The organism is Bacteroides sp. AF32-8BH (genome assembly GCF_003435205.1).
In the GTDB taxonomy this organism is placed as follows: domain Bacteria; phylum Bacteroidota; class Bacteroidia; order Bacteroidales; family Bacteroidaceae; genus Bacteroides; species Bacteroides ovatus.
Window position 1 is genome coordinate 21,253 of sequence record NZ_QVLZ01000006.1, and the last position, 24,792, is coordinate 46,044.

At 41.8% G+C, this 24,792-nt stretch carries 15 protein-coding genes and 2 pseudogenes; 13 read left to right on the forward strand and 4 right to left on the reverse strand.

The features are described from left to right. Positions 1 to 23 precede the first annotated feature (23 nt). The 7 genes and pseudogenes from DWZ47_RS05550 (at position 24) to DWZ47_RS05580 (ending at position 13,058) form a co-directional block, all read left to right on the forward strand. Positions 24 to 2,195, forward strand: a complete 2,172-nt coding sequence (locus DWZ47_RS05550) for a hypothetical protein (RefSeq protein ID WP_117512508.1) — start codon at positions 24 to 26, stop codon at positions 2,193 to 2,195. 30 nt (positions 2,196 to 2,225) lie between these two features. Further along, the gene (locus tag DWZ47_RS05555; protein WP_117512509.1) at positions 2,226 to 4,703 is read left to right on the forward strand and encodes a glutaminase domain-containing protein; all 2,478 of its coding nucleotides are present in this window, start codon (positions 2,226 to 2,228) and stop codon (positions 4,701 to 4,703) included. Positions 4,704 to 4,715: 12 nt separating this feature from the next. Then, positions 4,716 to 7,007, forward strand: coding sequence for a GH92 family glycosyl hydrolase (locus DWZ47_RS05560; RefSeq protein WP_117512510.1), 2,292 nt, complete (start codon positions 4,716 to 4,718; stop codon positions 7,005 to 7,007). A 104-nt stretch (positions 7,008 to 7,111) separates the two neighbouring features. Continuing rightward, positions 7,112 to 8,473 (forward strand): annotated as a pseudogene (locus DWZ47_RS05565) (glycoside hydrolase family 125 protein); the annotation flags it as partial. Between the two features lie 143 nt (positions 8,474 to 8,616). Beyond that, positions 8,617 to 9,747, forward strand: coding sequence for an aldose epimerase family protein (locus DWZ47_RS05570; protein WP_117512512.1), 1,131 nt, complete (start codon positions 8,617 to 8,619; stop codon positions 9,745 to 9,747). A gap of 141 nt (positions 9,748 to 9,888) precedes the next feature. Further along, positions 9,889 to 11,943, forward strand: coding sequence for a beta-L-arabinofuranosidase domain-containing protein (locus DWZ47_RS05575; protein ID WP_117512513.1), 2,055 nt, complete (start codon positions 9,889 to 9,891; stop codon positions 11,941 to 11,943). A 26-nt stretch (positions 11,944 to 11,969) separates the two neighbouring features. Beyond that, the gene (locus tag DWZ47_RS05580) at positions 11,970 to 13,058 is read left to right on the forward strand and encodes an acyltransferase (protein WP_117512514.1); all 1,089 of its coding nucleotides are present in this window, start codon (positions 11,970 to 11,972) and stop codon (positions 13,056 to 13,058) included. Between the two features lie 182 nt (positions 13,059 to 13,240). On the opposite strand, the gene DWZ47_RS05585 is transcribed toward DWZ47_RS05580, so the two are convergent. Beyond that, positions 13,241 to 14,584, reverse strand: coding sequence for a VapE domain-containing protein (locus DWZ47_RS05585; RefSeq protein ID WP_008649388.1), 1,344 nt, complete (start codon positions 14,582 to 14,584; stop codon positions 13,241 to 13,243). A 333-nt stretch (positions 14,585 to 14,917) separates the two neighbouring features. Between DWZ47_RS05585 and DWZ47_RS05590 the strand changes: the two genes are divergently transcribed. Further along, positions 14,918 to 15,553: an HU family DNA-binding protein gene (locus tag DWZ47_RS05590; RefSeq protein WP_004299544.1), complete on the forward strand. Its 636-nt coding sequence runs from the start codon at positions 14,918 to 14,920 to the stop codon at positions 15,551 to 15,553. 220 nt (positions 15,554 to 15,773) lie between these two features. On the opposite strand, the gene DWZ47_RS05595 is transcribed toward DWZ47_RS05590, so the two are convergent. Next, on the reverse strand, positions 15,774 to 16,241 hold the full coding sequence (locus DWZ47_RS05595) for a hypothetical protein (RefSeq protein ID WP_117512515.1): 468 nt from the start codon (positions 16,239 to 16,241) through the stop codon (positions 15,774 to 15,776). Positions 16,242 to 16,578: 337 nt separating this feature from the next. On the opposite strand from DWZ47_RS05595, the gene DWZ47_RS05600 reads away from it, so the two are divergent. The 3 genes and pseudogenes from DWZ47_RS05600 (at position 16,579) to DWZ47_RS05610 (ending at position 19,689) form a co-directional block, all read left to right on the forward strand. Further along, positions 16,579 to 17,598, forward strand: coding sequence for a DUF2059 domain-containing protein (locus DWZ47_RS05600; RefSeq protein ID WP_004309559.1), 1,020 nt, complete (start codon positions 16,579 to 16,581; stop codon positions 17,596 to 17,598). A 178-nt stretch (positions 17,599 to 17,776) separates the two neighbouring features. Then, positions 17,777 to 18,725: pseudogene (locus DWZ47_RS05605) on the forward strand (IS1595 family transposase). Further along, on the forward strand, positions 18,715 to 19,689 hold the full coding sequence (locus tag DWZ47_RS05610) for a P63C domain-containing protein (RefSeq protein WP_004309561.1): 975 nt from the start codon (positions 18,715 to 18,717) through the stop codon (positions 19,687 to 19,689). The pseudogene DWZ47_RS05605 and the gene DWZ47_RS05610 overlap by 11 nt, the downstream one beginning before the upstream one ends. Before the next feature lie 57 nt (positions 19,690 to 19,746). Here the strand turns inward: DWZ47_RS05610 and DWZ47_RS05615 are convergent, their stop codons facing one another. After that, on the reverse strand, positions 19,747 to 20,133 hold the full coding sequence (locus DWZ47_RS05615) for a lipocalin family protein (protein ID WP_008776013.1): 387 nt from the start codon (positions 20,131 to 20,133) through the stop codon (positions 19,747 to 19,749). Between the two features lie 384 nt (positions 20,134 to 20,517). Here DWZ47_RS05615 and DWZ47_RS05620 point away from each other — a divergent pair, with 384 nt between their 5' ends. Next, positions 20,518 to 21,708 carry a TlpA disulfide reductase family protein gene (locus DWZ47_RS05620; protein WP_233525009.1) on the forward strand — a complete coding sequence of 397 codons (1,191 nt, stop codon included), beginning with the start codon at positions 20,518 to 20,520 and terminating at the stop codon, positions 21,706 to 21,708. Positions 21,709 to 21,796: 88 nt separating this feature from the next. Here DWZ47_RS05620 and DWZ47_RS05625 read toward each other — a convergent pair whose 3' ends face one another. Further along, positions 21,797 to 22,864, reverse strand: a complete 1,068-nt coding sequence (locus tag DWZ47_RS05625; RefSeq protein ID WP_004299550.1) for a M20 family metallo-hydrolase — start codon at positions 22,862 to 22,864, stop codon at positions 21,797 to 21,799. A 109-nt stretch (positions 22,865 to 22,973) separates the two neighbouring features. Between DWZ47_RS05625 and DWZ47_RS05630 the strand changes: the two genes are divergently transcribed. Then, positions 22,974 to 24,788 carry an AMP-dependent synthetase/ligase gene (locus DWZ47_RS05630; RefSeq protein ID WP_004305211.1) on the forward strand — a complete coding sequence of 605 codons (1,815 nt, stop codon included), beginning with the start codon at positions 22,974 to 22,976 and terminating at the stop codon, positions 24,786 to 24,788. The last annotated feature ends 4 nt before the right edge of the window (positions 24,789 to 24,792 follow it).

Here is a 24,792-nt window from a genome sequence, read left to right on the forward strand (position 1 = left end):
AAACGACACAGAACCACGTAAAAATGAATAATAAACAACTACTGATTATATTCAGCCTGTTATTAACCGGCAATTATGCTTCTTTTGCTCAAACTCAAACGGCCAAAGACAAGGAAGCAAAAACAACTTTTCAAACAGCCGAACCCTGGAAACCCGAAACGGATGTGCGTGCTGATGCCACGATGGTGTATGGCACGCTGGATAAAAAGGGTGTTTCTTTTGAACAGCGTGTTCAGTCGTGGAGAGACAAGGGGTATCAGACACAATTTATGACCGGAGTGGCATGGGGAGACTATAAAGACTATTTTCTCGACAAATGGGATGGAATAGACGGTCACCTGAAAGAGGGGCAGCGGGATCGTAACGGAAACGAGATAGCCCACGGCCACTTGATACCTTACATTGTGCCTACCGAAAGTTTTATCCGTTATATGCAGGAAACGCAGATAAAGCGGGTGATTGATGCCGGCATTACTTCCATCTATCTGGAAGAACCGGAGTTCTGGATGCGTGGCGGATATAGTGAAGCCTTCAAGTCCGAATGGCAGAAATATTATAATTTTCCCTGGAGGCCCCAACATGAATCTCCCGAAAATACCTACCTCTCCAATAAATTGAAATATCATCTCTACTATAATGCATTGGATAAGATATTCACTTATGCGAAAGAATATGGCAAATCGAAAGGGCTGGATGTGAAATGCTATGTGCCTACTCACTCTTTGATTAACTACACTTCCTGGCAAATTGTAAGTCCGGAGGCCAGTCTGGCTTCATTGGATTGCGTAGATGGTTACATCGCACAGGTGTGGACTGGTACTGCCCGTGAACCGAACTTCTATAACGGCGTAAAGAAAGAGCGTGTATTTGAGAATGCTTTTCTCGAATACGGCTGCATGAAATCCATGACTGCCCCTTTGAATCGTAAAATGTATTTCCTGACCGATCCGATTGAAGACCGTGCCAAAGACTGGCTGGATTATAAGATCAATTATCAGGCCACTTTTGCCGCACAGTTAATGTACCCGATGGTAGATACTTATGAAGTGATGCCATGGCCGGACCGTATTTATCAGGGATTATACCGGATAGCAGGAACGGATCAGAAAGAACGTATTCCCCGTTCGTATTCTACGCAAATGCAGGTGATGATTAACACATTGAATGACATTCGCACTTCTGACAAACAAATCAGCGGTACGCACGGCATTGGTGTATTGATGGCAAATTCGCTGATGTTCCAGCGTTTCCCGGATCATAACGGATATGACGATCCGCAATTCTCCAGTTTCTATGGGCAAACCTTGCCTTTATTAAAAAGAGGAATTCCGGTGGAACTGGTACACATGGAGAATACTCCGTTTAAAGATACTTTCAACGGACTTCAGGTACTTGTAATGTCCTACTCGAACATGAAACCGATGAAATCGGAATACCATAACTATCTGGCAGACTGGGTTAAAAAAGGAGGTACGTTGGTGTACTGTGGAGAAGATGTCGATCCTTATCAAACAGTTTTAGAATGGTGGAATACGGAAGGAAACGCATACAAAGCTCCTTCGGAACATCTGTTTGAGGCGATGGGGTTGTCCCGTAATCCCGGTGACGGAACCTATCGGTTTGGGAAAGGCACCGTGATTGTCATGCGCGAAGATCCGAAACATTTTGTATTAAAAGGCGGAAACGACCGGAAATACTTTGAAACGATTGCATCCGCTTATGAGAGCAAAACAGGTAAGAAGATAGAAATCAAAAACAATTTTATGGTGGAACGTGGTCCTTATACGATTGCGGCAGTAATGGATGAGAGTTCTTCTAAAGAGCCTTTGAAACTGTCGGGATTGTATATCGATTTGTTCGACAAAGGCTTGCCGGTATTGACAGTCAAGCAGATTAATCCCGGTGAACAGGGGTATTTGTACGATTTGAATAAAGTATCGGGTAAAGTGAAAGCAAAGGTACTTTGTGGAGCCTCCCGCATTTATGATGAAAAAGTAGGGAGGCAGAGCTACTCGTTTGTAGCTAAAAGCCCGTTACATACGACGAATGTATCAAGAGTCCTTTTGCCGCGTAAACCTGAAAAGGTCTTGGTAAACGGAAAGGCGGAACAGCCGGAATGGGATGAATCTTCCAAAACTCTTTTATTGAGTTTCGAGAATGATCCCGCCGGAGTGAATGTATCGATAGAATGGTAAAATAGATTAAATAAACAGGTGAATTAAATTATGAAACAACAACTGATGATGCTGTTGCTGGGAACAGCTTCTGTACTTTGTAGCTGTGAGACCCAGATAGAACAGCACGAGAAGAATGAATTACGTGCTCCGGCATACCCGCTGGTGACGATCGATCCTTATACCAGTGCATGGTCCACTACGGACAATCTGTATGACAGTCCTGTGAAACATTGGACAGGCAAGGACTTTCCTTTGCTTGGCGTTGCTAAAGTAGACGGACAAACCTACCGTTTCATGGGAACGGAAGAACTGGAACTACGTCCTTTGGTGAAAACATCCGAACAAGGTAGCTGGACGGGAAAGTATACCACTCAACAGCCTGCTGACGGATGGCAGAATGCTGGATTTAATGATAAAGCATGGAAAGAAGGCGAAGCTGCCTTCGGAACCATGGAGAATGAACATACAGCAAAGACTCAATGGGGTGAAGAATTTATCTGGGTACGCCGGGTAGCTGATATTCAGGAAGACTTGACAGGAAAGAATGTATATCTTGAATTCTCTCATGACGATGATGCTATTATTTATATCAACGGCATCAAGGTAGTGGATACAGGTAATGCTTGTAAAAAGAACGAGAGAGTGAAACTGCCCGAAGAAGTGGTAGCTTCTTTGAAACCGGGTGAGAATCTGATTGCCGGCTATTGCCGTAACCGTGTAGGAAACGGATTACTGGATTTCGGATTGTTGGTAGAACTGGACGGTTACCGTTCTTTCCATCAAACAGCACAACAAACATCTGCAGACGTGCAGCCTATGCAGACTTATTATACATTTACTTGTGGTCCGGTAGATCTGAAACTGACATTTACCGCTCCTATGTTCATGGATAATCTGGACTTGTTGTCACGTCCTGTCAACTATATCTCTTATGAAGTAGCCTCCAATGATGGAAAGAAACATCAGGTTGAACTGTATTTCGAAGCATCTCCGCAATGGGCAATCGACCAACCTCACCAGGAATCTGTTGCCGACAGCTTTACTGACGGCGATTTGTTATTCCTTCGTACCGGAAGCCGCAATCAGGATATTCTGAAGAAAAAGGGTGATGATGTTCGTATTGACTGGGGACATTTCTATCTGGCAGCTGAAAAGGAAAACAGTACCTATGCAATCGGTGACGGCAGAGAGCTGCGCAAGAACTTCGTAGCCAATAAACTGGAAGCTCCTACCACAAACGGTTATGATAAACTGGCTTTGGTACGTTCATTGGGCGAAACACAAAAAGCTGATGGCCATCTGCTGATCGGATATGATGATATTTATTCTATCCAATACTTTGGTGATAACCTGCGTCCTTACTGGAATCGTGAGGGCAATGAAACGATTGTTTCCCAATTCCAGAAAGCGGAGAAAGAATACAAGACACAAATGAAGAACAGTGCTGCTTTCGACAAGAAACTGATGGAAGAAGCTATTGCTGCCGGTGGACGTAAATATGCCGAACTTTGTGCATTGGCTTATCGTCAGGCATTGGCTGCACATAAACTGGTACAGGCTCCGAACGGCGACTTGGTATTCCTTTCTAAGGAGAACTTCAGTAATGGTTCCATCGGAACAGTCGACCTGACTTATCCGGGAGCTCCGTTGCTTTTATACTACAATCCGGAATTGGTGAAGGCTACCATGAACCATATCTTCTATTATAGCGAAAGCGGAAAATGGGCGAAACCATTTGCTGCACATGATGTCGGTACTTATCCATTGGCTAACGGCCAGACTTATGGCGGTGATATGCCGGTAGAAGAATCGGGTAATATGGTAGTATTGGCTGCTGCCATTGCAAAGGTAGAAGGTAATGCAGATTACGCACAAAAACATTGGGAAACTCTGACTACATGGACAGACTATCTGGTAGAGTACGGACTTGATCCGGCCAACCAACTTTGTACCGATGACTTTGCAGGGCACTTTGCACACAATGCCAACCTTTCTATCAAAGCGATCATGGGTGTTGCTTCATACGGTTATCTGGCAGATATGCTGGGCAAGAAAGACGTGGCTGAAAAGTACACACAGAAAGCGAAAGAAATGGCTGCCGAATGGGTGAAAATGGCGGATGATGGTGACCACTATCGTCTCACATTTGACAAACCGGGAACATGGAGCCAGAAGTATAACTTGGTGTGGGATAAACTGTTGGATCTGCAAATCTTCCCTAAAAATGTTGCAGAAACGGAAATAGCTTACTATCTTTCGAAGCAAAATAAATATGGTCTTCCGTTGGATAACCGTGAAACATACACAAAGACCGACTGGATCATGTGGACAGCTACATTGGCAAATGACAAAGCTACCTTTGAGAAATTTATCGAACCCGTATATCTGTTTATGAACGTGACACCTAACCGTGTTCCGATGTCCGACTGGGTATTTACAGACGAACCGAATCAAAGAGGCTTCCAGGCACGTTCCGTTGTAGGTGGATATTATATCAAAATGCTTGAAGGAAAACTGATTAAATAAAACAAAAATACCATGAAGAAACTAGCTCTATTCGCTTTTACGTTACTTAGTGCATGGGCTATGACTGCAAAAACAATTACCGGACCGGTGGACTACGTTAGTCCGCTGGTTGGTACGCAGTCAAAGCACGCATTATCTACCGGAAATACTTACCCTGCCATTGCGCTGCCTTGGGGAATGAACTTTTGGGTTCCGCAGACTGGTAAAATGGGCGATGGATGGGCGTATACGTATGACGCTGACAAGATCAGAGGATTCAAACAAACCCATCAGCCAAGTCCCTGGATCAATGATTACGGTCAATTTGCCATCATGCCGGTAACCGGTAAGGCAGTATTTAATCAGGATGAGCGTGCCAGTTGGTTCTCTCATAAAGCTGAAACGGCTACTCCTTATTATTATAAAGTATATCTTGCCGATCATGATGTAGTGACCGAAATTGCTCCGACAGAGAGAGCAGCTGCTTTCCGTTTCACTTTCCCCGAAAACGACCACTCTTATGTAGTGGTAGACGCCTTTGATAAAGGTTCGTTTGTGAAAGTAATCCCTTCGGAGAACAAGATTATCGGTTATACCACTAAAAACAGCGGTGGTGTTCCTGCCAACTTTAAGAACTATTTTGTACTAGTATTCGACAAACCGTTTACTTATACGGCTGCCGTAGCCAGTGGTGTGATTGACACCAACAAACTGGAAGCGACAGACAATCATGCCGGTGCATTGATCGGTTTCAAAACCCGCAAGGGCGAACAGGTAAATGTGCGTGTGGCTTCCTCTTTTATCAGCCCTGAACAGGCGGAACTGAACCTGAAAGAGCTGGGTACGGACAACATTGAACAGATTGCTGCGAAAGGTCGCAAGGTATGGAACGATGTTTTAGGACGTATTGAAGTGAAAGATGATGATATCGATCATTTGCGTACCTTCTACTCTTGTCTGTATCGTTCAGTATTATTTCCCAGAAGTTTCTACGAGATAGATGCTAAAGGAGACGTGATGCACTACAGCCCTTATAATGGTGAAGTACTTCCGGGATATATGTTTACCGATACCGGTTTCTGGGATACGTTCCGTTGTCTTTTCCCATTCCTTAACCTGATGTATCCATCCATGAATACAAAGATGCAGGAAGGATTGGTGAACACTTATAAAGAAAGCGGATTCCTGCCGGAATGGGCAAGTCCGGGACACAGAGGTTGCATGGTTGGAAACAACTCCGCTTCCGTAGTTGCCGATGCCTACCTGAAAGGATTGAAAGGATACGATATCGAGACATTGTGGGAAGCCGTGAAACATGGAGCGAATGCAGTGCATCCGAATGTTCGTTCTACCGGACGATTAGGACATGAGTATTATAATAAGTTGGGATATGTACCTTATAATGTAGGTATTAACGAGAATGCAGCCCGTACACTGGAATATGCATACGATGACTGGTGTATCTATCAATTGGGTAAAGCCTTGAAGAAACCGAAAAAAGAGATTGAAATCTTTGCAAAGCGTGCAATGAATTATAAGAATCTCTACGATCCCGAACACAAACTGATGCGTGGTAAAAATGAAGACGGTACGTTCCAGTCTCCGTTCAATCCGTTGAAGTGGGGGGATGCCTTTACGGAAGGTAATAGCTGGCATTATACCTGGTCGGTATTCCACGATCCTCAAGGTCTGATCGATTTGATGGGTGGTAAAGACGGATTCAACCAGATGATGGACTCTGTATTTATCCTTCCTCCGATTTTCGATGAAAGTTATTATAGAGCCGTTATTCATGAAATCCGTGAAATGCAGATTATGAACATGGGCAACTATGCACATGGCAACCAACCGATTCAGCACATGCTCTATATGTACAACTATTCCGGCCAACCCTGGAAAGCGCAACATTGGATTCGTGAAGTGATGGACAAGCTCTATACTCCAGCTCCCGACGGTTATTGCGGTGATGAGGACAACGGCCAGACTTCTGCCTGGTATGTATTCTCGGCAATGGGATTCTATCCGGTATGTCCGGGTACGGATGAATATGTCTTGGGTACTCCTTACTTCAAGGAGATGAAGCTGCATCTGGAAAACGGAAAGACGGTGACTATCTCCGCTCCGAATAACGGAGACGATAAACGTTACATTTCGTCGATGAAATTGAACGGTAAAGAATATACCAAAAACTACCTGACTCATCAGGACCTGCTGAATGGTGCCACCATTTCTTTCAAAATGGACGCAAAACCTAATCAGCAACGTGGTACCAAAGAGGCCGATTTCCCTTATTCTTTCTCTAACGAATTTAAAAAGAAGAAGTAATCATGAAGAAACAGATCAAATATATCAGCGCAGGTATGCTGGCAGGTATGCTTCTCTGTGGCGGGGAGCTACAAGCCTCCAACCGTATGACGGAAATGCATGTATGTCTGGCGGATGCCATTCAGAAAGATAACCGCCCGGAAATATCCAATCGTTTGTTCCGTTCCAATGCGGTAGAGAAGGAGATTCTCCGTGTACAGAAACTTTTGAAGAATGCGAAGTTGGCATGGATGTTTACCAACTGTTTCCCGAATACACTGGATACAACCGTACATTTCCGTAAAGGAAGCGATGGCAAACCGGATACGTTCGTATATACGGGCGATATTCACGCCATGTGGCTACGCGACTCCGGTGCACAGGTATGGCCTTACGTACAATTGGCTAATTCGGATCCTGAACTGAAAGAAATGCTGGCAGGTGTTATTCTCCGCCAGTTCAAATGTATCAATATCGATCCGTACGCGAATGCTTTTAATGACGGCGCTATTCCTGACGGTCATTGGATGAGTGACCTTACAGACATGAAACCGGAGTTGCACGAACGTAAATGGGAAATTGACTCCTTGTGTTATCCTTTGCGCTTGGCCTATCATTACTGGAAGACTACCGGAGATGCGAGCATATTCAACGAAGAATGGATTCAGGCAATCACTAATGTACTGAAAACATTCAAAGAGCAACAACGCAAAGACGGAGTAGGTCCTTATAAATTCCAACGTAAGACGGAACGTGCACTGGATACTGTGAGCAATGACGGTCTGGGAGCACCGGTGAAACCAGTCGGTTTGATTGTTTCCAGTTTCCGTCCTTCGGACGATGCTACTACGCTTCAATTCCTGATTCCTTCCAATTTCTTTGCCGTATCTTCTTTGCGTAAGGCAGCCGAGATTCTGGAGACGGTAAATAAGAAAACGGCTTTGTCTAAAGAATGTAAGGACTTGGCGCAGGAGGTGGAAACAGCTTTAAAGAAATATGCGGTGTATAATCATCCTAAATATGGTAAAATCTATGCATTCGAGGTAGATGGTTTTGGAAATCATCATCTGATGGACGATGCCAATGTGCCGAGTTTGCTTGCGATGCCTTATCTGGGTGATGTGAATGTAAACGATTCGATTTATCAGAATACCCGCCGTTTTGTGTGGAGTGAGGACAATCCTTATTTCTTTAAAGGCAAGGCAGGCGAAGGGATCGGCGGACCGCATATCGGTTACGATATGGTGTGGCCGATGAGTATTATGATGAAAGCCTTCACAAGTCAGAATGATGCCGAAATCAAGACCTGTATCAAGATGTTGATGGACACGGATGCCGGTACCGGTTTTATGCACGAATCTTTCCATAAGGACAATCCGAAGAAATTTACCCGTGCATGGTTTGCCTGGCAGAATACTCTTTTCGGTGAGTTGATTTTGAAGCTGGTTAATGAAGGAAAGGTAGATTTATTGAATAGTATACAGTGATATGCTGACATAGTAAATTGAACGCGGATAACGCGGATGATGCGGCTCTTTTTCTGATGCAAAATTAGAAAAAACGCGTTATCCGCGTCGTCTGCATCTAAATATGAATAGCTGAAAACTAATATTTAAAAACCAATTGTATCATGAAAAAGTTATGTGTATGGGCAGTTGCCGCCCTTTTAATGGCAGCTTGTACTCCGAAAGCTGAAAAGGCTACAGATTCCGGTTTACTGCAGAGTAAATTCCAGACAGAAGTAGATGGAAAGAAGACTGATTTGTTCACTCTGCGTAACAAGAACAACATGGAAGTTTGTATTACGAACTTCGGTGGACGTATTGTTTCAGTGATGGTTCCCGACAAAGACGGACAGATGCGTGACGTTGTTCTCGGTTTCGATTCTATTCAGGACTATATCAGCAAGCCTTCGGATTTCGGTGCGACTATCGGACGTTATGCCAATCGTATCAATCAGGGACAGTTCACCTTGGATGGTGTAGAATATCAGCTTCCTCGCAATAACTACGGTCATTGTCTGCACGGCGGACCGCAAGGATTCCAATACCGGGTGTTTGATGCAGCATTGTTGAATCCGCAGGAATTACAGTTGACTTACCGTGCAGAAGACGGTGAAGAAGGTTTTCCGGGAAACATCACTTGTAAAGTGTTGATGAAACTGACGGACGATAATGCCATCGATATTCAATACGAAGCGGAAACAGACAAACCGACGATTGTAAATATGACCAACCACTCTTATTTTAATCTTGAAGGCGATGCCGGCAACAACTCCGGTCATTTGTTGATGGTGGATGCGGACTATTATACTCCGGTGGACAGTACCTTCATGACAACTGGCGAGATCGTTCCGGTAGAAGGAACTCCGATGGATTTCCGCACCCCGACTCCGGTAGGCGAACGTATCAACGACTATGATTTCGTACAGCTGAAAAATGGCAATGGTTACGATCACAACTGGGTATTGAACACGAAAGGCGACGTAACCCGTAAATGCGCTTCTTTGAAATCACCGAAGACTGGTATCGTACTCGACGTTTATACTAATGAACCGGGTATTCAGGTATATGCAGGTAATTTCCTCGATGGTTCACTGACAGGAAAGAAAGGCATTACTTACAACCAACGTGCTTCCGTATGTCTCGAAACACAGAAATATCCGGATACTCCGAACAAAGCGGAATGGCCGTCGGCTGTACTTCGCCCGGGCGAAAAGTATACAAGCCAATGTATCTTCAAATTCTCTGTTGATAAATAGGTTATAAAGGCAGTTCATGCCATTGAAGAACGGGTTGTCTGATTAGAGATTATCCGTTCTTTATTTTAATGTAATTTGTTAGTGCTCAATTGGGTTCATAGGGAAATTAGGATGATTTCCGGAAGTAGTAGAATAGACGAAATGAAGAAAAATAAAACGAAAGGACTTTTTGCATCGATAGTGCTTGGAGTGGCGGTTACAGCTTGTGCGCCTGCTTCTTCTTGTGGTACGGTGACAGTAGTGGACCGACCGGACATACAGTCCGTCAATACCAATTACATCGGGTATCGCGCTCCGCTTCGACCGTTGAATTTTATAAAGTTGCCGGTAGGCAGTATTCAGCCCGAAGGCTGGGTGAAGAAGTATCTCGAATTGCAGCGCGACGGTCTGACCGGACATTTGGGGGAGATCAGCGCCTGGCTGGAAAAGGATAATAATGCCTGGTTGACAACCGGTGGCGATCACGGTTGGGAGGAAGTTCCTTACTGGCTCAAAGGGTATGGCAATTTGGCATATATCCTGAATGACCCGAAGATGATTGAAGAAACCAAATATTGGATTGAAGGTGTATTTGCCAGTCGCCAGCCGGATGGCTATTTCGGTCCGGTCAATGAACGTAACGGCAAACGCGAACTTTGGGCACAGATGATTATGCTCTGGTGTCTGCAATCTTATTATGAGTATTCTCAAGATCAGCGTGTCATTGACCTGATGACGAATTACTTCAAGTGGCAGATGACTGTTCCCGATGACCAGCTTCTGGAAGATTATTGGGAGAAAAGCCGTGGCGGTGATAACCTCATCAGTATCTACTGGCTTTACAACCATGCCGGAGATGCTTTCCTACTCGAATTAGCCGAGAAAATTCACCGTAATACAGCCGACTGGACGAAATCCACCTCCTTACCTAACTGGCACAATGTCAATATCGCCCAATGTTTCCGTGAACCTGCCACTTATTATATGCAGACCGGAGATTCAGCGATGCTGAAAGCCTCTTATAATGTCCATCATCTGATTCGGCGTACTTTTGGTCAGGTTCCCGGAGGTATGTTCGGTGCGGACGAAAATGCCCGTCTGGGATATATCGATCCTCGACAGGGAGTGGAAACCTGCGGCTTGGTAGAACAAATGGCTTCCGATGAAATCATGCTTTGCATGACAGGAGATCCCATGTGGGCGGAACACTGTGAGGAAGTAGCGTTCAACTCTTATCCGGCTGCCGTGATGCCCGATTTCAAGGCATTGCGTTATATCACTTGTCCGAACCATGCCATCAGTGATTCGAAGAATCATCATCCGGGCATTGACAATCGTGGCCCGTTCCTTTCGATGAATCCTTTCAGCAGTCGTTGCTGCCAACACAACCATGCACAAGGCTGGCCTTACTTCACCGAACATCTGGTATTGGCAACTCCCGACAACGGAGTGGCAACAGCTATTTATGCAGCTTGCAAAGCTACAGTGAAAGTGGGTGACGGCAAGGAAATCACTCTTCACGAAGAGACAAATTATCCTTTTGAAGAAGCTATTGCCTTCACTGTTTCTACCGGTGAAAAGGTCGCTTTTCCGTTCTATCTCCGTATTCCTTCATGGACAAAAGGAGCAGAAGTGCGCGTGAATGGTAAGAAGGTTAGTGTAACTCCTGTAGCGGGAAAATATCTTTGCATCAATCGTGAGTGGGCGAATGGTGATCGTGTGGAATTGACTCTTCCGATGTCTTTGTCTATGCGTACCTGGCAGGTTAATAAAAACAGCGTAAGCGTAGATTACGGACCTTTGACTTTGTCTCTTAAGATTGCAGAGAAATATGTAGAGAAAGACAGTCGGGAGACAGCTATCGGTGATTCAAAATGGCAGAAAGGTGCTGATTCGAAAAAATGGCCTACTACTGAAATCTATCCGGATAGCCCCTGGAATTATTCATTGGTATTGGATAAGAAAGAACCTTTGAAGAATTTCAAGGTAATCCGTAAATCCTGGCCGACTGACAACTATCCTTTCACAGTAGCCAGTGTACCTTTAGAAGTAAAAGCTATCGGTCGTCCGGTTCCTGAATGGAAGATAGACGAAACAGGACTGTGTGGCGTATTGCCGGAAGAAGATGCGGTGAAAGGTGATAAAGAAGAAATAACATTGATCCCCATGGGTGCGGCACGGTTGAGAATCTCTGCGTTCCCGAACACAAAAGAATAAATTAATAACTAGAAAACTTAGAATAAATGAAACGTGTTGTTTTTTTAGATTACATCCGTGTGTTTGCATGCTTTCTCGTCATCCTTGTTCATGCCAGTGAGAATTTCTATGGTGCTCCCGGATCCACCGATATGGCAGGCCCGCAGTCTTTTCTAGCGAATGAAGCAGACCGGCTATGGGTATCAGTATACGATGGCTTTTCACGTATGGCAGTACCCCTGTTCATGATAGTCTCCGCCTTCCTGCTTGCACCGATGAAGGAAGAGCAGTCTATGTGGCAATTCTATCGCCAGCGCTGTCTTCGCATCCTTCCACCGTTTTTCATATTCATGCTACTGTACAGCACTCTACCTATGTTGTGGGGACAGATAGACGGAGAAACATCTATGAAGGACTTGTCGCGGATATTCCTGAATTTCCCGACGCTAGCCGGACATTTGTGGTTTATGTATCCTCTGATAAGCCTTTACTTGTTTATCCCAATTATATCCCCCTGGTTGAGAAAAGCCACGGCTAAAGAAGAACGTTTCTTTATCGGGCTGTTCGTGTTGTCAACCTGTATGCCTTATCTCAACCGTTGGTGCGGTGAAGTGTGGGGACAATGTTTCTGGAATGAATACCACATGTTGTGGTACTTCTCCGGTTATCTGGGCTATCTTGTTCTGGCACATTACATTCGTGTACACCTTACCTGGAACCGTTCCAAACGTTTCACTATAGGAACTATTTTAATGGTGATCGGTGCTGTATGGACTATTTATTCATTCTATGTGCAGGCTATACCCGGCGAACTCCATTCCACACCTGTAATAGAAATAGGATGGGCTTTCTGTACGATTAACTGTGTGCTTCTCACAACGGGTACATTCCTTATGTTTACATGTATCAAACGTCCGCAAGCTCCCAAGTTGGTGACGGAAACATCGAAACTTAGCTATGGTATGTATCTTATGCACATATTCTGGCTCGGACTGTGGGTGACTGTGTTCAAAGATACATTGGCGCTTCCCACTGTTGCCGCTATACCATGTATCGCAGTGGTTACGTTTATCTGTTGTTTTGTAACAACTAAGATAATCTCGTTTATACCGGGCAGTAAATGGATAGTAGGATAAATATCCGGAAACAATAAGATTTTGAATAGATAATCAAGTTTTTCCTGATTTTCTATTCAAAATCTTATTGTTTATAGCTTATTTCCCTCTTAATATCCTCTTTCTCTTTTCACCTCTTTCACCCCTTTGTAAACAGTTTTTCCCCAGCTTCTTACGGGTGAACCCTCCCTCTGTTTGGAGCTTTATGCCGCTTTCATCGGTTTCACCAAATACACGTTCCCATATTTGGTATGTTTGCGGGTGACCCCTGCCGCAAGCAAAACTTGCGCGAACGTAGCCGGATTACTTCCACGCATGGCAGCGGGGTTATACATCTTCAGTCTCCTGAATATGTCCGAAGCCGAGAGCCGTTCGCTTCCCTCTTCATCATCTTTAGCTATCCGGAAGCAGGCATGAAAGACTTCCTCTGCCGGACACGGATGATAAAAAGCAGCATTGTGGCGTTGCAGTTCCCGTTCCTCTTCTTTTGTGAACCAATAGTGGATGCCGGAGAGCAGTTCAGCTTTCAGTTGGGCATAGATCTGATCGTGCATGATACCTTCGCAGTCGATCAGATGTTCTGCTTCAATGCAGATGAATCGCCGGCTACCGGTGGGATCGGTGAGCAAGTCAAAACGGTTGCTTGTACCGATGAAAGAAGCGATGCGCGGCAAGTTGCGGAAATTCTTTTGATAAGCTTTGCAGATATTCAGGTTTGCCATTTGCATCAGATTTTTCAATAATGGCATTTGCTGCGTTCCGTACTTGTCAAATTCATCCATGTTCAGAAGTCCCATTTCGGCAAGTAACCTTTCGGGTTTTCCTTGTGCAGACAGTTTCAGGTTGTCCATGTAATAACGTGACAATGCCGGCGGCATCAGTGCCTTGCAAAATGTGGATTTTTGTCGTCCCTGCTCGCTGCTGACAAGTATGGGGGCTACACTGTTGGCATGTATTCCCGTCATGCCCATCCATTGGGCGGTGAGTCCCAGCATCCAGGTATGGAAACTTTTTATCCAGAGCTGATGGTCAGAGACACGCCGTGCCAAAGCCTCCAGTCTGTCTGTCCCATCCCAGCCGGGCAGTTCTTCCATGTAAAGCCGGAAAGGATGGTATTCGGGAATACAAGTGGAATAAATGTAACGGCTCAAGTCTTTATCCCAGCAGGATATGCCCTGGTCGTGTGCTTCCATGCAGAAAGTGTTCAGTTCCCGCTTACTTACAGGTTCGAAAGGAACGGCACGCTTGTTGGCAGGACGATATTCCGTTTCTTCCGTCAATAGGTTGTAACGAAAATCATACTGTTTTTGCAGGAATGTACGTACCTCTTGGGTTAATCGGACCGGTTGTTTTCGTTCTGTCTCTTTCTCCCTTCCAGTAGGCGGTGCAGTGTCCGGCAGGGGAATGGTATATTTAGCTTCATGACATTTTAGCGTTTTCTGTGGCTCTTTGTCTGTTTTCTCAACTGCATCTTCTTTGTTCTCCTTCATTTGAAACAATTTTAGTTCCTTCAATACCTGTTTCCATATCAATGTTATTGCATTCATCATTTTTTCTATTTTTAAGTGATTAAAATCGGTTTATTGTTCAGCGCTGATACTGCGAAGGTACTATAGGATGATACCGGTTTGCAAGTATTTCTCCGGAAAAAATATTAATTTCTACGTATCTGAAGAAGTCGGCTTCTTATCGTCCTTTTCTCTATTTTTTATCGTATCTTTGACGAAGAGTTATTGATGATTCACTTTCGTGGTCCAATCAAATGACAAAGGTGATTTAATTGGATAACAACTGTGATTTGAATGAACCACGGTAGTGGTTTAATAATAAGCTTAAAGTTTTTACATGAAATATAATCACTATCAAAACGTTAACTACTAATGGCTATACTTTACGATTGGTATGAGAATCCCGGTGAGTCCGACGATTCGGAAGAGAAAGGTTTGCATCCCCGCATTTTTTTGAATGGTAAGGTGGGAACGGATAAACTGTGCCGGATGATTCACGGGCGCAGTTCGCTTTCCGTAGGTGATGTAAAAAATGCGTTCGAGATGCTTGCCCAAATTTGTGGTGAAGAACTGCGCGAGGGACGTGAGGTGCATATTGAGGGACTTGGCTATTTTGCTCCAATCTTGCGGAGTACACAAAAAGTGACTCGCAGCACTAAGAACAAATGGTTGAAAATGGAGTTGAAAACAATCGGTTTTCGTCCCGACGCTCGTTTGCGAGGGGAACTGGTAGGTGTTAAGGGCAGCCGGAGCAAGTATGCACGCCATTCGGAATCCTTGTCGGTAGTGGAGATAGATATGCGGCTGAAGGAATATTTCGCCGATCATGACGTAATGCTTCGTTACGATTTTCAGGAGGTATGCTGCATGACACGGACTACGGCGAACCGTCACCTCCGGCGATTACTGGAAGAAGGCAAATTGAAAAATATCGGCAAACGTATGCAGCCGATTTATGTGGCTTCAGCAGGTTATTACGGGGTGTCTCGTGATGTGCTCCGGCGGTAAGCGGAACTTTTGAAGTGTGTAGGTGAAACCTTTGAAAGTAGGATGGAAGGGTTTTTCATGGTCGCTTTCACCCGCTTTCCTGCTTTGGGTGGAGGTTTCAGGAAGAAGGTGAAAGCGGTGAAGGATGTAGTCTTATAGATGATTTACTTTCATTGTTTGATTGAATAGTAAGGCTTTTTTAGTTATCTGTTAAATTGATAATATATCTGCTTAGAGGGGATTATTTAATAGCATCGAACTTCAGTGTCCCGTTTACGTCGATAATTTTCAAAGTACGGTTACCCTTTATTCCCATATCAATGAAATTGACCTTGTATAAACCATTTTCCAATGTAGTTACTGATGTTACTTTAGATATGTCGCTTGGTCCGTCTTGCATACCTGTTCGGAAGTTCCATATCGCATATCCTTCGCCGTCATACTCGTAGTTATCTTTCAGCTGCTTTTGCAATTTGGCTGTACAATGCTTTTTTACTGCCGGAACATAATTTTTTGCTCCAAAAACGTAGTTTGCGTAGAAATCTTTGATGAACTGAATGGTTTTGGTATTGTCCACTTTAGGTGATTGTAGAATAATGGTAGTTCCATTGGCGAGAACAACCTCATTGTCGAGACAACAAGCTTGAATTTGTATGGGTTGTAGGGCAAATCCTAGATGAATGATATATAAAAATAAAATCTTTTTCATATTCGTATATTATGTATTTTGAAAGCCTTATTTAGATTTAGCGACCTATTGCAAAGATAGCGTTAATTACGAAAAATGAACGAAGTATGTGAGAAAAAGATAATAATATCATATCAAAAGATGAAATGAATTGTTCAAAGCCATTTTGATAAGAGAGGGGGATGAATGTTATAATTAGGGATGAATAGGGGGTATTTCGTTTATCTATACATTGCAGGGCAGCCGGATAGTAGCCTCATTGATTGTACTATTCTATTAAATGATATAGATTTAATGTGTATCTTTGTAGGAAATGCAAAATAAAATATGGAATCAAAATAAATAAAATCAGATAATTATGAAAAACATTTTCCTTCCCAAAGTAATGATGTGCATAATTGCACTGTTTACTTTAATTTTACCAGCTTCTGCACAAAATACAAATGCGACAGATGAGTACAAAGAAACGTTGAAAAAGATTATGGTACTTTCCGGTGCTTCGGCTACTACGGATGACTTCTTCCAAAAAATCACATCTGTGATGAAATTAAATGCGCCGGAAAAGGATGAGGCTTATTGGAATGAGTTTTCTAAAAACTGGAAAGAGAAAATAGAAAGTAAGGTGTTTGAAATGTATATGCCTGTTTATGAGAAGCATTTAACTTTGGAAGAATTAAAAGCTGTTGCTGCATTTTATGAATCTCCCGTAGGTAAGAAATATAAAGAGGCTTCATTGATTGTTATGCGTGAGACAATGCCGTTGTTAGTGAAGCAACTCCAGACAGAGACATTCAAAGTGGTTAGATCAGAGAAAAGTGAACGAGTAAAAAGAGGTGAACAGCGGTTGAAAGAATATGAGCAAAAGAAGAAACGTGATAAAGAATTATATGCACAAGCCTATATGCTTCCAAGCGATAGTATAGTTATAGTTCCTGAAGAAGTGTATGAGAAAGCGTATGAAAATGGGATGTCTACAAGTCCTTCTTTATATTCGATTGAAAGGAGAAAGAATGATACTAAAGTGACATTTATACAACCTATTTATTGGGACTGGCAATGGTTGTATTATAGTCCGGGATTTAAGATTATCGATAAGAAAAGTGGCGATGAGTATAATGTACGAGGATATGATGGTGGAGCTCCGATAGGTAGGCTGTTGGCTGTCAAAGGATTTAATCATAAATATATTTATATCAGTCTTTTATTCCCGAAACTGAAGAAGAGTGTGAAAGAAATAGATATTCTTGAGTTGCCACACAAAAAAGATAAAGAACAGTTGCCTTCTAATGATGATGGAAAGTCTAAATCATATTTTAATATAAAGGTGAAAGATTATCAGACCATTTCCGATAAGAAAAATAAGAAGATCTATTATTAGTTTAAATGATTATCAGAATTTGAAATGATAATAGCAGGTATTGAACATGAGTGTTTACTGTTTTTGATATAAATTTAGGCAACTATACCTTGATTACACAAAATAGGAAAATTTTCCCGAATATTATTTGGATATTATGTAAATAACTACTATATTTGTGATATAAAAAAGTGTTCTTATGTTTAATAGTAGATTCACCTCCCTGTCAGATTTGCGGAAGGCTTTTCCAACAGAGCAATCCTGCATAGATTATTTGGAAGAAAGACGGTGGCATGGAAACGTAATTTCCCCATTCGATAAAACTTCCAAAGTCTACAAGTGCAAAGATAATAAATATCGTTGTAAAAACACAGGAAAATACTTCGATGTTAAAACAAAAACTATTTTTCAAGGAACAAGGATTCCTTTGATTAGTTGGTTTGAAGCAATATGGACGATTTTATCCTACAAAAAAGGTATTTCTTCCGTTCAGCTAGGAGAAAACATCAAAGTGTCACAAAAGACAGCATGGTTTATGATGCACCGAATTCGGAAAGCATTAGGAATAGACAATGACGTTGGAAGTGAAGATGAGGGTGGAGGTGGTAAATTAAGCGGAACTGTAGAGATCGATGAGACTTTTAATTGGAGGAAAGAACAAGAACAGGCATTGGAACAAGAAAGTTCCAAGAAGTCAAGGTAGGTCTTTCAAAGATAAAACGCCAGTGTTTGGATTAATACAACAAGGTGGAAGGGTGATAGCGAAGGTCGTTCCTAATACACAGGTTAAAAATCTTTCGCCATTAATCCTAAGATATGTCAAGTTAGGAAGTGATCTTTATACTGATGAATGGAATTATGGAAAGAAAGCTGATACGTTATATAATCATCAAAACGTAAACCATAAGAAAGGATTCTACGGAAAAGGGGCATTCACTACTAATCATATAGAAAACTTTTGGTCGGTAGTTAAACGAGGTGTTATCGGTGTATATCATTATTGGTCTAGGAGACACATGCAGAAATACATAGATGAATTTGTATATAGGGCAAACAATCGAGAACTTACTAATCGAGAAAAATTTGACCGACTTTTAGAGAACTTAGAGTATAGATTAACGTATAAAGAATTGATATATGGAAAATAAAGTTTTAAAAGCAAAGTTTGGCTCTGATAAAACACCATTATATTTAGGTGAATTATCTATCCCTTGTTATGTGTTAGAAGATGGAACTCGCGTATTTTCAGGGCGGGGAATCCAAAATGCAATTGGTGCAAACCCAAATTATTCGGGTACATGGCTATCTAAGTTTATTAATAGTAAACCTATATCTACTAATTTGCCTCCCGGGATTTATGATAAGTTATCTCATCCTATTAAATTTAAAAGACCCACCGCAAGTGGTTCTCAATCAGATACATACGGATATGAAGTAACATTATTGATAGACTTGTGCTATGCAATAATTGACGCTTATGATTCCCGAGTATATCAAGTAAGTGAGGAATATTACAAAGCAGCACGTATAATAACTAGAGCTGTTTCAAAAGTCGGAATCATAGCTCTTGTAGATGCAGTAACAGGCTATGATAAAGAGAAAAAAAGAGCAAAGGATGAATTGCAAAAGTTCTTAAATCAATTTTTGTCTGATGAAGCATCTAAATGGATAAAAACATTTGAGGATAGTTTTTTTGAAATGATATATAAAATGCGGGGATGGAATTGGACTATGACTAATAAAAGACCGGGAGTTGTTGGACAATGGATAAACAATATTGTTTATGAAAGAATAGCCCCATTAACTCTTTCAACTTTAAATGAGAAAAATCCTAAAAATGATAAAGGATATAGAAAAGATAAACATCATCAATTTTTTACTCAAGATATTGGTAAACCTAAACTAAAAGAATATTTAGCAAGTGTCGAAGCATTGGGAAGAGCAGCTAATTACAACTGGAATATTTTTATGGAACTTTTAGATAGGGCTTTCCCTAAACAACCACAAAAGATAATAGATGTAGAAGCAGAAGAAATAAAAGAAGATTCACCTAACGATGAATTCGACAAAGGAATAGATGATATATTAGGATATGAGCCAAAAGAGGATTGAAATAGAATGACCGGAGTTTATCGCTCCGGTCGTTTAATCAGTTGCTAAATAACATTGTTACTTTTTAGTTAGATTGAAGTAACCATCTTTTTCATTCCCTAATTTCATGTTGTTACCTGAAATGCTTATTTCATAATCTAATGTTACCTTATCATTCTTCAAAGTAATAGTACTACCTTTATATTCATAAGTAAAATTAGTACTTGTGTCCCTAGAAGTAACATTGTTGAATTTCAGAATAACTCTTTGAGTAGCCGTATTATCGGAATTGAAAGTCCACATCACTTCCATATAACTAGATATGTACTCTCCGGGAGTTTCACTTATTTCACTCCAAGAGCCTGTGATGTCTGGGTAATTTGTTTCGTCGTCATCACTTGAACACGCAGAGAACGTTAAAAACATAGCTGTAAGTAACAGCGTCATACTTAAAAACTTTTTCATAAACTTGAAATTTTATGGTTAATACTAAAAATAAAGGGTCGCCAATTTCAGCGATAACCACGCATTACAAGTATACAAGAAAGCGCAGACTATCACCCATACGCCTTCTTGGCTCACCACAAGCCACAATACATTATGGGGAAGTCTACGCCTAAAGGTTTCAACTCGCCCAATATGTATTGGTTCATTTATAGCTCGTTTAATTTCCGAGGTGGTGATTCAGAAGGCGATTGAGCTATTTTATGTCGTTACAATGATTGGAAAAGTCCAATCTTATTTGTATATTTGGTGCAAATATAACAAATAGTTTAAATGTTATAATCATAAACGTGAATTTTTTAAATATTAATGTAAACAAGGTATAGTTGCCTAAATTTATTCTATATGAGAAATCGAATTATGATTTTATGCACTTTTTGTGCTATTGCTATATTTTCTTCTGCCCAAGAGAAATTCTCTATCCGAGGTATTGCTAATGAGGAATTGAATAATCAATTGTTGTATTTATGCCTGATGGGAGATGGAGAGAAAGCCAAAGAAGTCGTTTTGGACAGTACAACAGTGGAAAAAGGTAAGTTCTCTTTTTCTGGTGTACATCAGATGCCGGATATTGCAATCATCAAGGATATGGATGGAGAAACCTATCCGTTGATTTTCGAAAAAGGAGAAATATCAGTAAATATTGCTGCGAATAAGAGAGGGGGAACGCCTTTAAATGATTCATTGAATATAGCTTTAAATCGTATGCAGCTAATAATGGATAATATGTTGAAAACATCGAATGATATTTATAAGTTAATGCTTGGGATGAAACCGGAAGTATTTTCGGATAAGATGAGGAATGATACTGTATTTAAAGCGGAATTTGATCGGAATAATAAATTATTTCTTGCACAAATGGATTCAGTATCACATTGTATAAAGGATTATAAGAATAGTATAGTGGGTGTATATCTTTTCTCCGTTGGAGGTATGATGATGCCTTTTGATGATATGAAGATTCTGATGAAAGAAGCTTCGCCTCTGTTTTCACAAAATAATTTGGTGAGAAATATTGTGGAAAAGAAGAACCAAGCAGAGCTCCGAATGAAGGCGGAACTTGAAAATAAAATGACTCCGGAACAGCGTGAAGAACAAAAGAAACGGCAGGAAATGGATGCCAAGATAAAGATTGGCGAACGTTTCCCGGATGCTAAAGTGAAAGACAATGCTGGCAACATGAAGCTCTTGTCTGATTATGTGTGTAAAGGAAAATATGTCTTGATTGACTTTTGGGCTTCATGGTGTGGACCTTGTCGGCATGAAATGCCCAATGTGAAAGCTGCTTATGAAAAATATGCTTCTAAGGGATTTGAGGTGATTAGCATATCCACAGATCGGAAACTGAAACCTTGGAGGGCTGCTGTTGAAGAACTTGGAATGAATTGGGTACAATTGTTGGATGTGGATGCTTCTGATATATATGGTATCCATGCTATACCCAGAACTTTTCTTGTAGATCCTACGGGAATTGTTATAGACAAAAATTTAAGGGGTGAAAAACTGGAGGAAGCTTTATCGAAGTTGTTTGAATAATCGTTGCTTTGTTTTTATTGTATGGGTGAATTGATAGTTGAGAAACTATATAATAGGATAACCACTATCAATTCACCAATGACTTTTATTAAATCAGAAGTCCGTCCAATAGCTCTAAATAAAGTCCGATCGCTTCTTCTATTTCTTTTAACATGATATATTCTTCTGCCGTGTGTGAACGTGACGAACGTCCCGGACCAATTTTTACCGATGGGAAGGACATTAAGGCCTGGTCGGACAATGTTGGAGAACCAAAAGGAACGCGTCCTAACTTCATAGCTTTCTGTACAAATGGGTGCTTTTCGTCAATTCGTGAAGAATTGAGACGGAATGAACGGGCTTGGGCTTCACAGGAAATATGCTTTTTGATTTCAGCAAACAGTTCTTCATTTGAGTAAAGCTCGTTACTCCGGACATCGACGATGAAAGTACATTTGTCGGGAATCACATTGTGTTGTGTACCGGCATTGATGACAGTGACACTCATCTTTACGGGACCCAACAAGGGTGACTCTTTCTCAAAACGATAGTCACGGAACCAGGCAATATCATCTAATACTTTGTAAATAGCATTGTCTCCTTCATTACGCGCTGCGTGTCCCGCCTTACCTGTGGCAGTAACATCCAATACCATTAATCCCTTTTCGGCAATGGCGGGTTGCATCTCTGTCGGTTCGCCCACTATGGCAAATGAGACTGGAGGAAGTCCCGGCAATACGCTCTCAATTCCGTCTTTTCCAGAAACTTCTTCTTCACAAGAGGCCAGATAAATCAGATTATACTTCTGCGAAGTGCGACATAGTTGCAGGAACACCTGTAATAACGAAACAACGCTGGCACCGGCATCGTTACTTCCTAATCCATATAACTTACCGTTTTCTTCACGTGGAGTGAACGGATCTTTCCGCCAACCGTTAACAGGTTTCACTGTGTCTATGTGGGAGTTAAGTAAAATAGTCGGCTTCTTCAGATCAAACATAGGACTAAAGCACCACACATTATTTCCTTTACGTCCCGTCTGCATACCTGCCATTTCAATATAGTTTTGCAGGAAATCCGCAGCTTGGGTTTCTTCCCGGCTGATTGAAGGAATACTAATCAGTGATTTAAGCAGGCTTACAGCCTCTGTTGTCATATATGGAATATCATATTTCATAGTGCAAATCTTTTATCTATATCTTAATCTTTGCACAAAGATAGTCGTTTTGAGCAATAGTTTCAAATAAAACTAATACCTTTGTACCATATTTACTAATACAAAGAGTATGACTTATCATCATTTATCTGTCCTGGTCCATCGTCAGGCCGAAAAATATGGCGACAAGGTAGCCTTAAAATACCGTGACTATGAGACAGCTCAATGGATTCCTATTTCATGGAAGCAGTTCTCCGGAACAGTACGGCAAGCAGCTAATGCTTTCGTGGCATTGGGAGTGGAAGAACAAGAGAATATCGGTATATTTTCACAGAATAAACCCGAATGGTTCTATGTAGACTTTGGTGCATTTGCCAACCGGGCGGTTACCATTCCGTTTTATGCAACGAGTTCACCTGCGCAGGCGCAATATATCATTAATGATGCGCAGATTCGTTTTCTTTTTGTCGGTGAGCAATACCAGTATGATGCCGCTTTCAGTATCTTTGGTTTCTGTTCTTCTTTGCAACAACTGATAATCTTTGACCGTTCGGTGGTAAAAGACCCTCGTGACGTATCATCTATCTATTTTGATGAATTTATGGCGACGGGAGAGGGATTGCCTCATAATGATACGGTAGAAGAACGTACGGAGCGGGCTTCTTATGATGACTTGGCAAATATTCTCTATACTTCCGGCACAACGGGGGAACCGAAAGGGGTTATGCTTCATCATTCTTGTTATCTGGAACAGTTTCATACACATGATGACCGTTTGACGACGATGTCGGATAAGGATGTATCGATGAACTTCCTTCCATTAACACACGTGTTTGAGAAAGCATGGTGTTATCTCTGTATTCATAAAGGAGTGCAGATTTGTATCAATCTCCGTCCGGCAGATATACAAACAACCATTAAGGAAATTCGCCCGACACTGATGTGCAGTGTTCCCCGTTTTTGGGAGAAGGTGTATGCAGGGGTACAGGAAAAAATAAACGAAACAACCGGGTTGAAGAAGGCACTGATGCTGGATGCTATCCGGGTAGGTAGAATCCATAATCTGGATTATCTGCGTCTGGGAAAGACTCCTCCGGTGATGAATCAACTGAAATATAAGTTTTACGAAAAGACTATCTATTCTTTGCTGAAAAAAACAATCGGTATTGAGAATGGTAACTTTTTCCCGACTGCCGGTGCTGCCGTTCCCGATGAGATTAATGAATTCGTTCATTCGGTAGGAATCAATATGGTGGTAGGATATGGACTGACGGAATCTACGGCTACTGTATCTTGTACACTGCCGGTTGGCTATGATATCGGTTCGGTAGGTGTTGTACTGCCGGGGATTGAAGTGAAAATCGGTGAAGACAATGAAATCCTGCTTCGGGGTAAGACGATCACAAAAGGCTATTACAAAAAAGCGGAAGCCACAGCTGCCGCTATTGAGCCGGATGGCTGGTTCCATACAGGTGATGCCGGTTACTTTAAAAATGGACAGCTTTTCCTGACGGAACGTATTAAAGATTTATTCAAAACATCAAACGGCAAATACGTCGCTCCGCAAGCTTTGGAAACGAAGTTGGTCATTGACCGTTATATCGACCAGATTGCCATTATCGCCGATCAACGTAAGTTTGTCTCGGCTCTGATTGTTCCTGTATATGGATTTGTGAAAGAGTATGCCAAAGAAAAGGGTATTGAATATAAGGATATGACGGAACTGTTGCAGCATCCGAAGATTGTAGGATTGTTCCGTGCGCGGATCGATACACTTCAGCAACAATTTGCGCACTATGAACAAATCAAACGTTTCACTTTACTGCCTGAGCCATTCAGCATGGAACGTGGAGAATTGACTAATACACTGAAACTGAAACGGGCGGTGGTTGCCAAGAATTATAGTGAGCAGATAGAGAAGATGTACGAAGAAAGTGAGAAATAGGCGA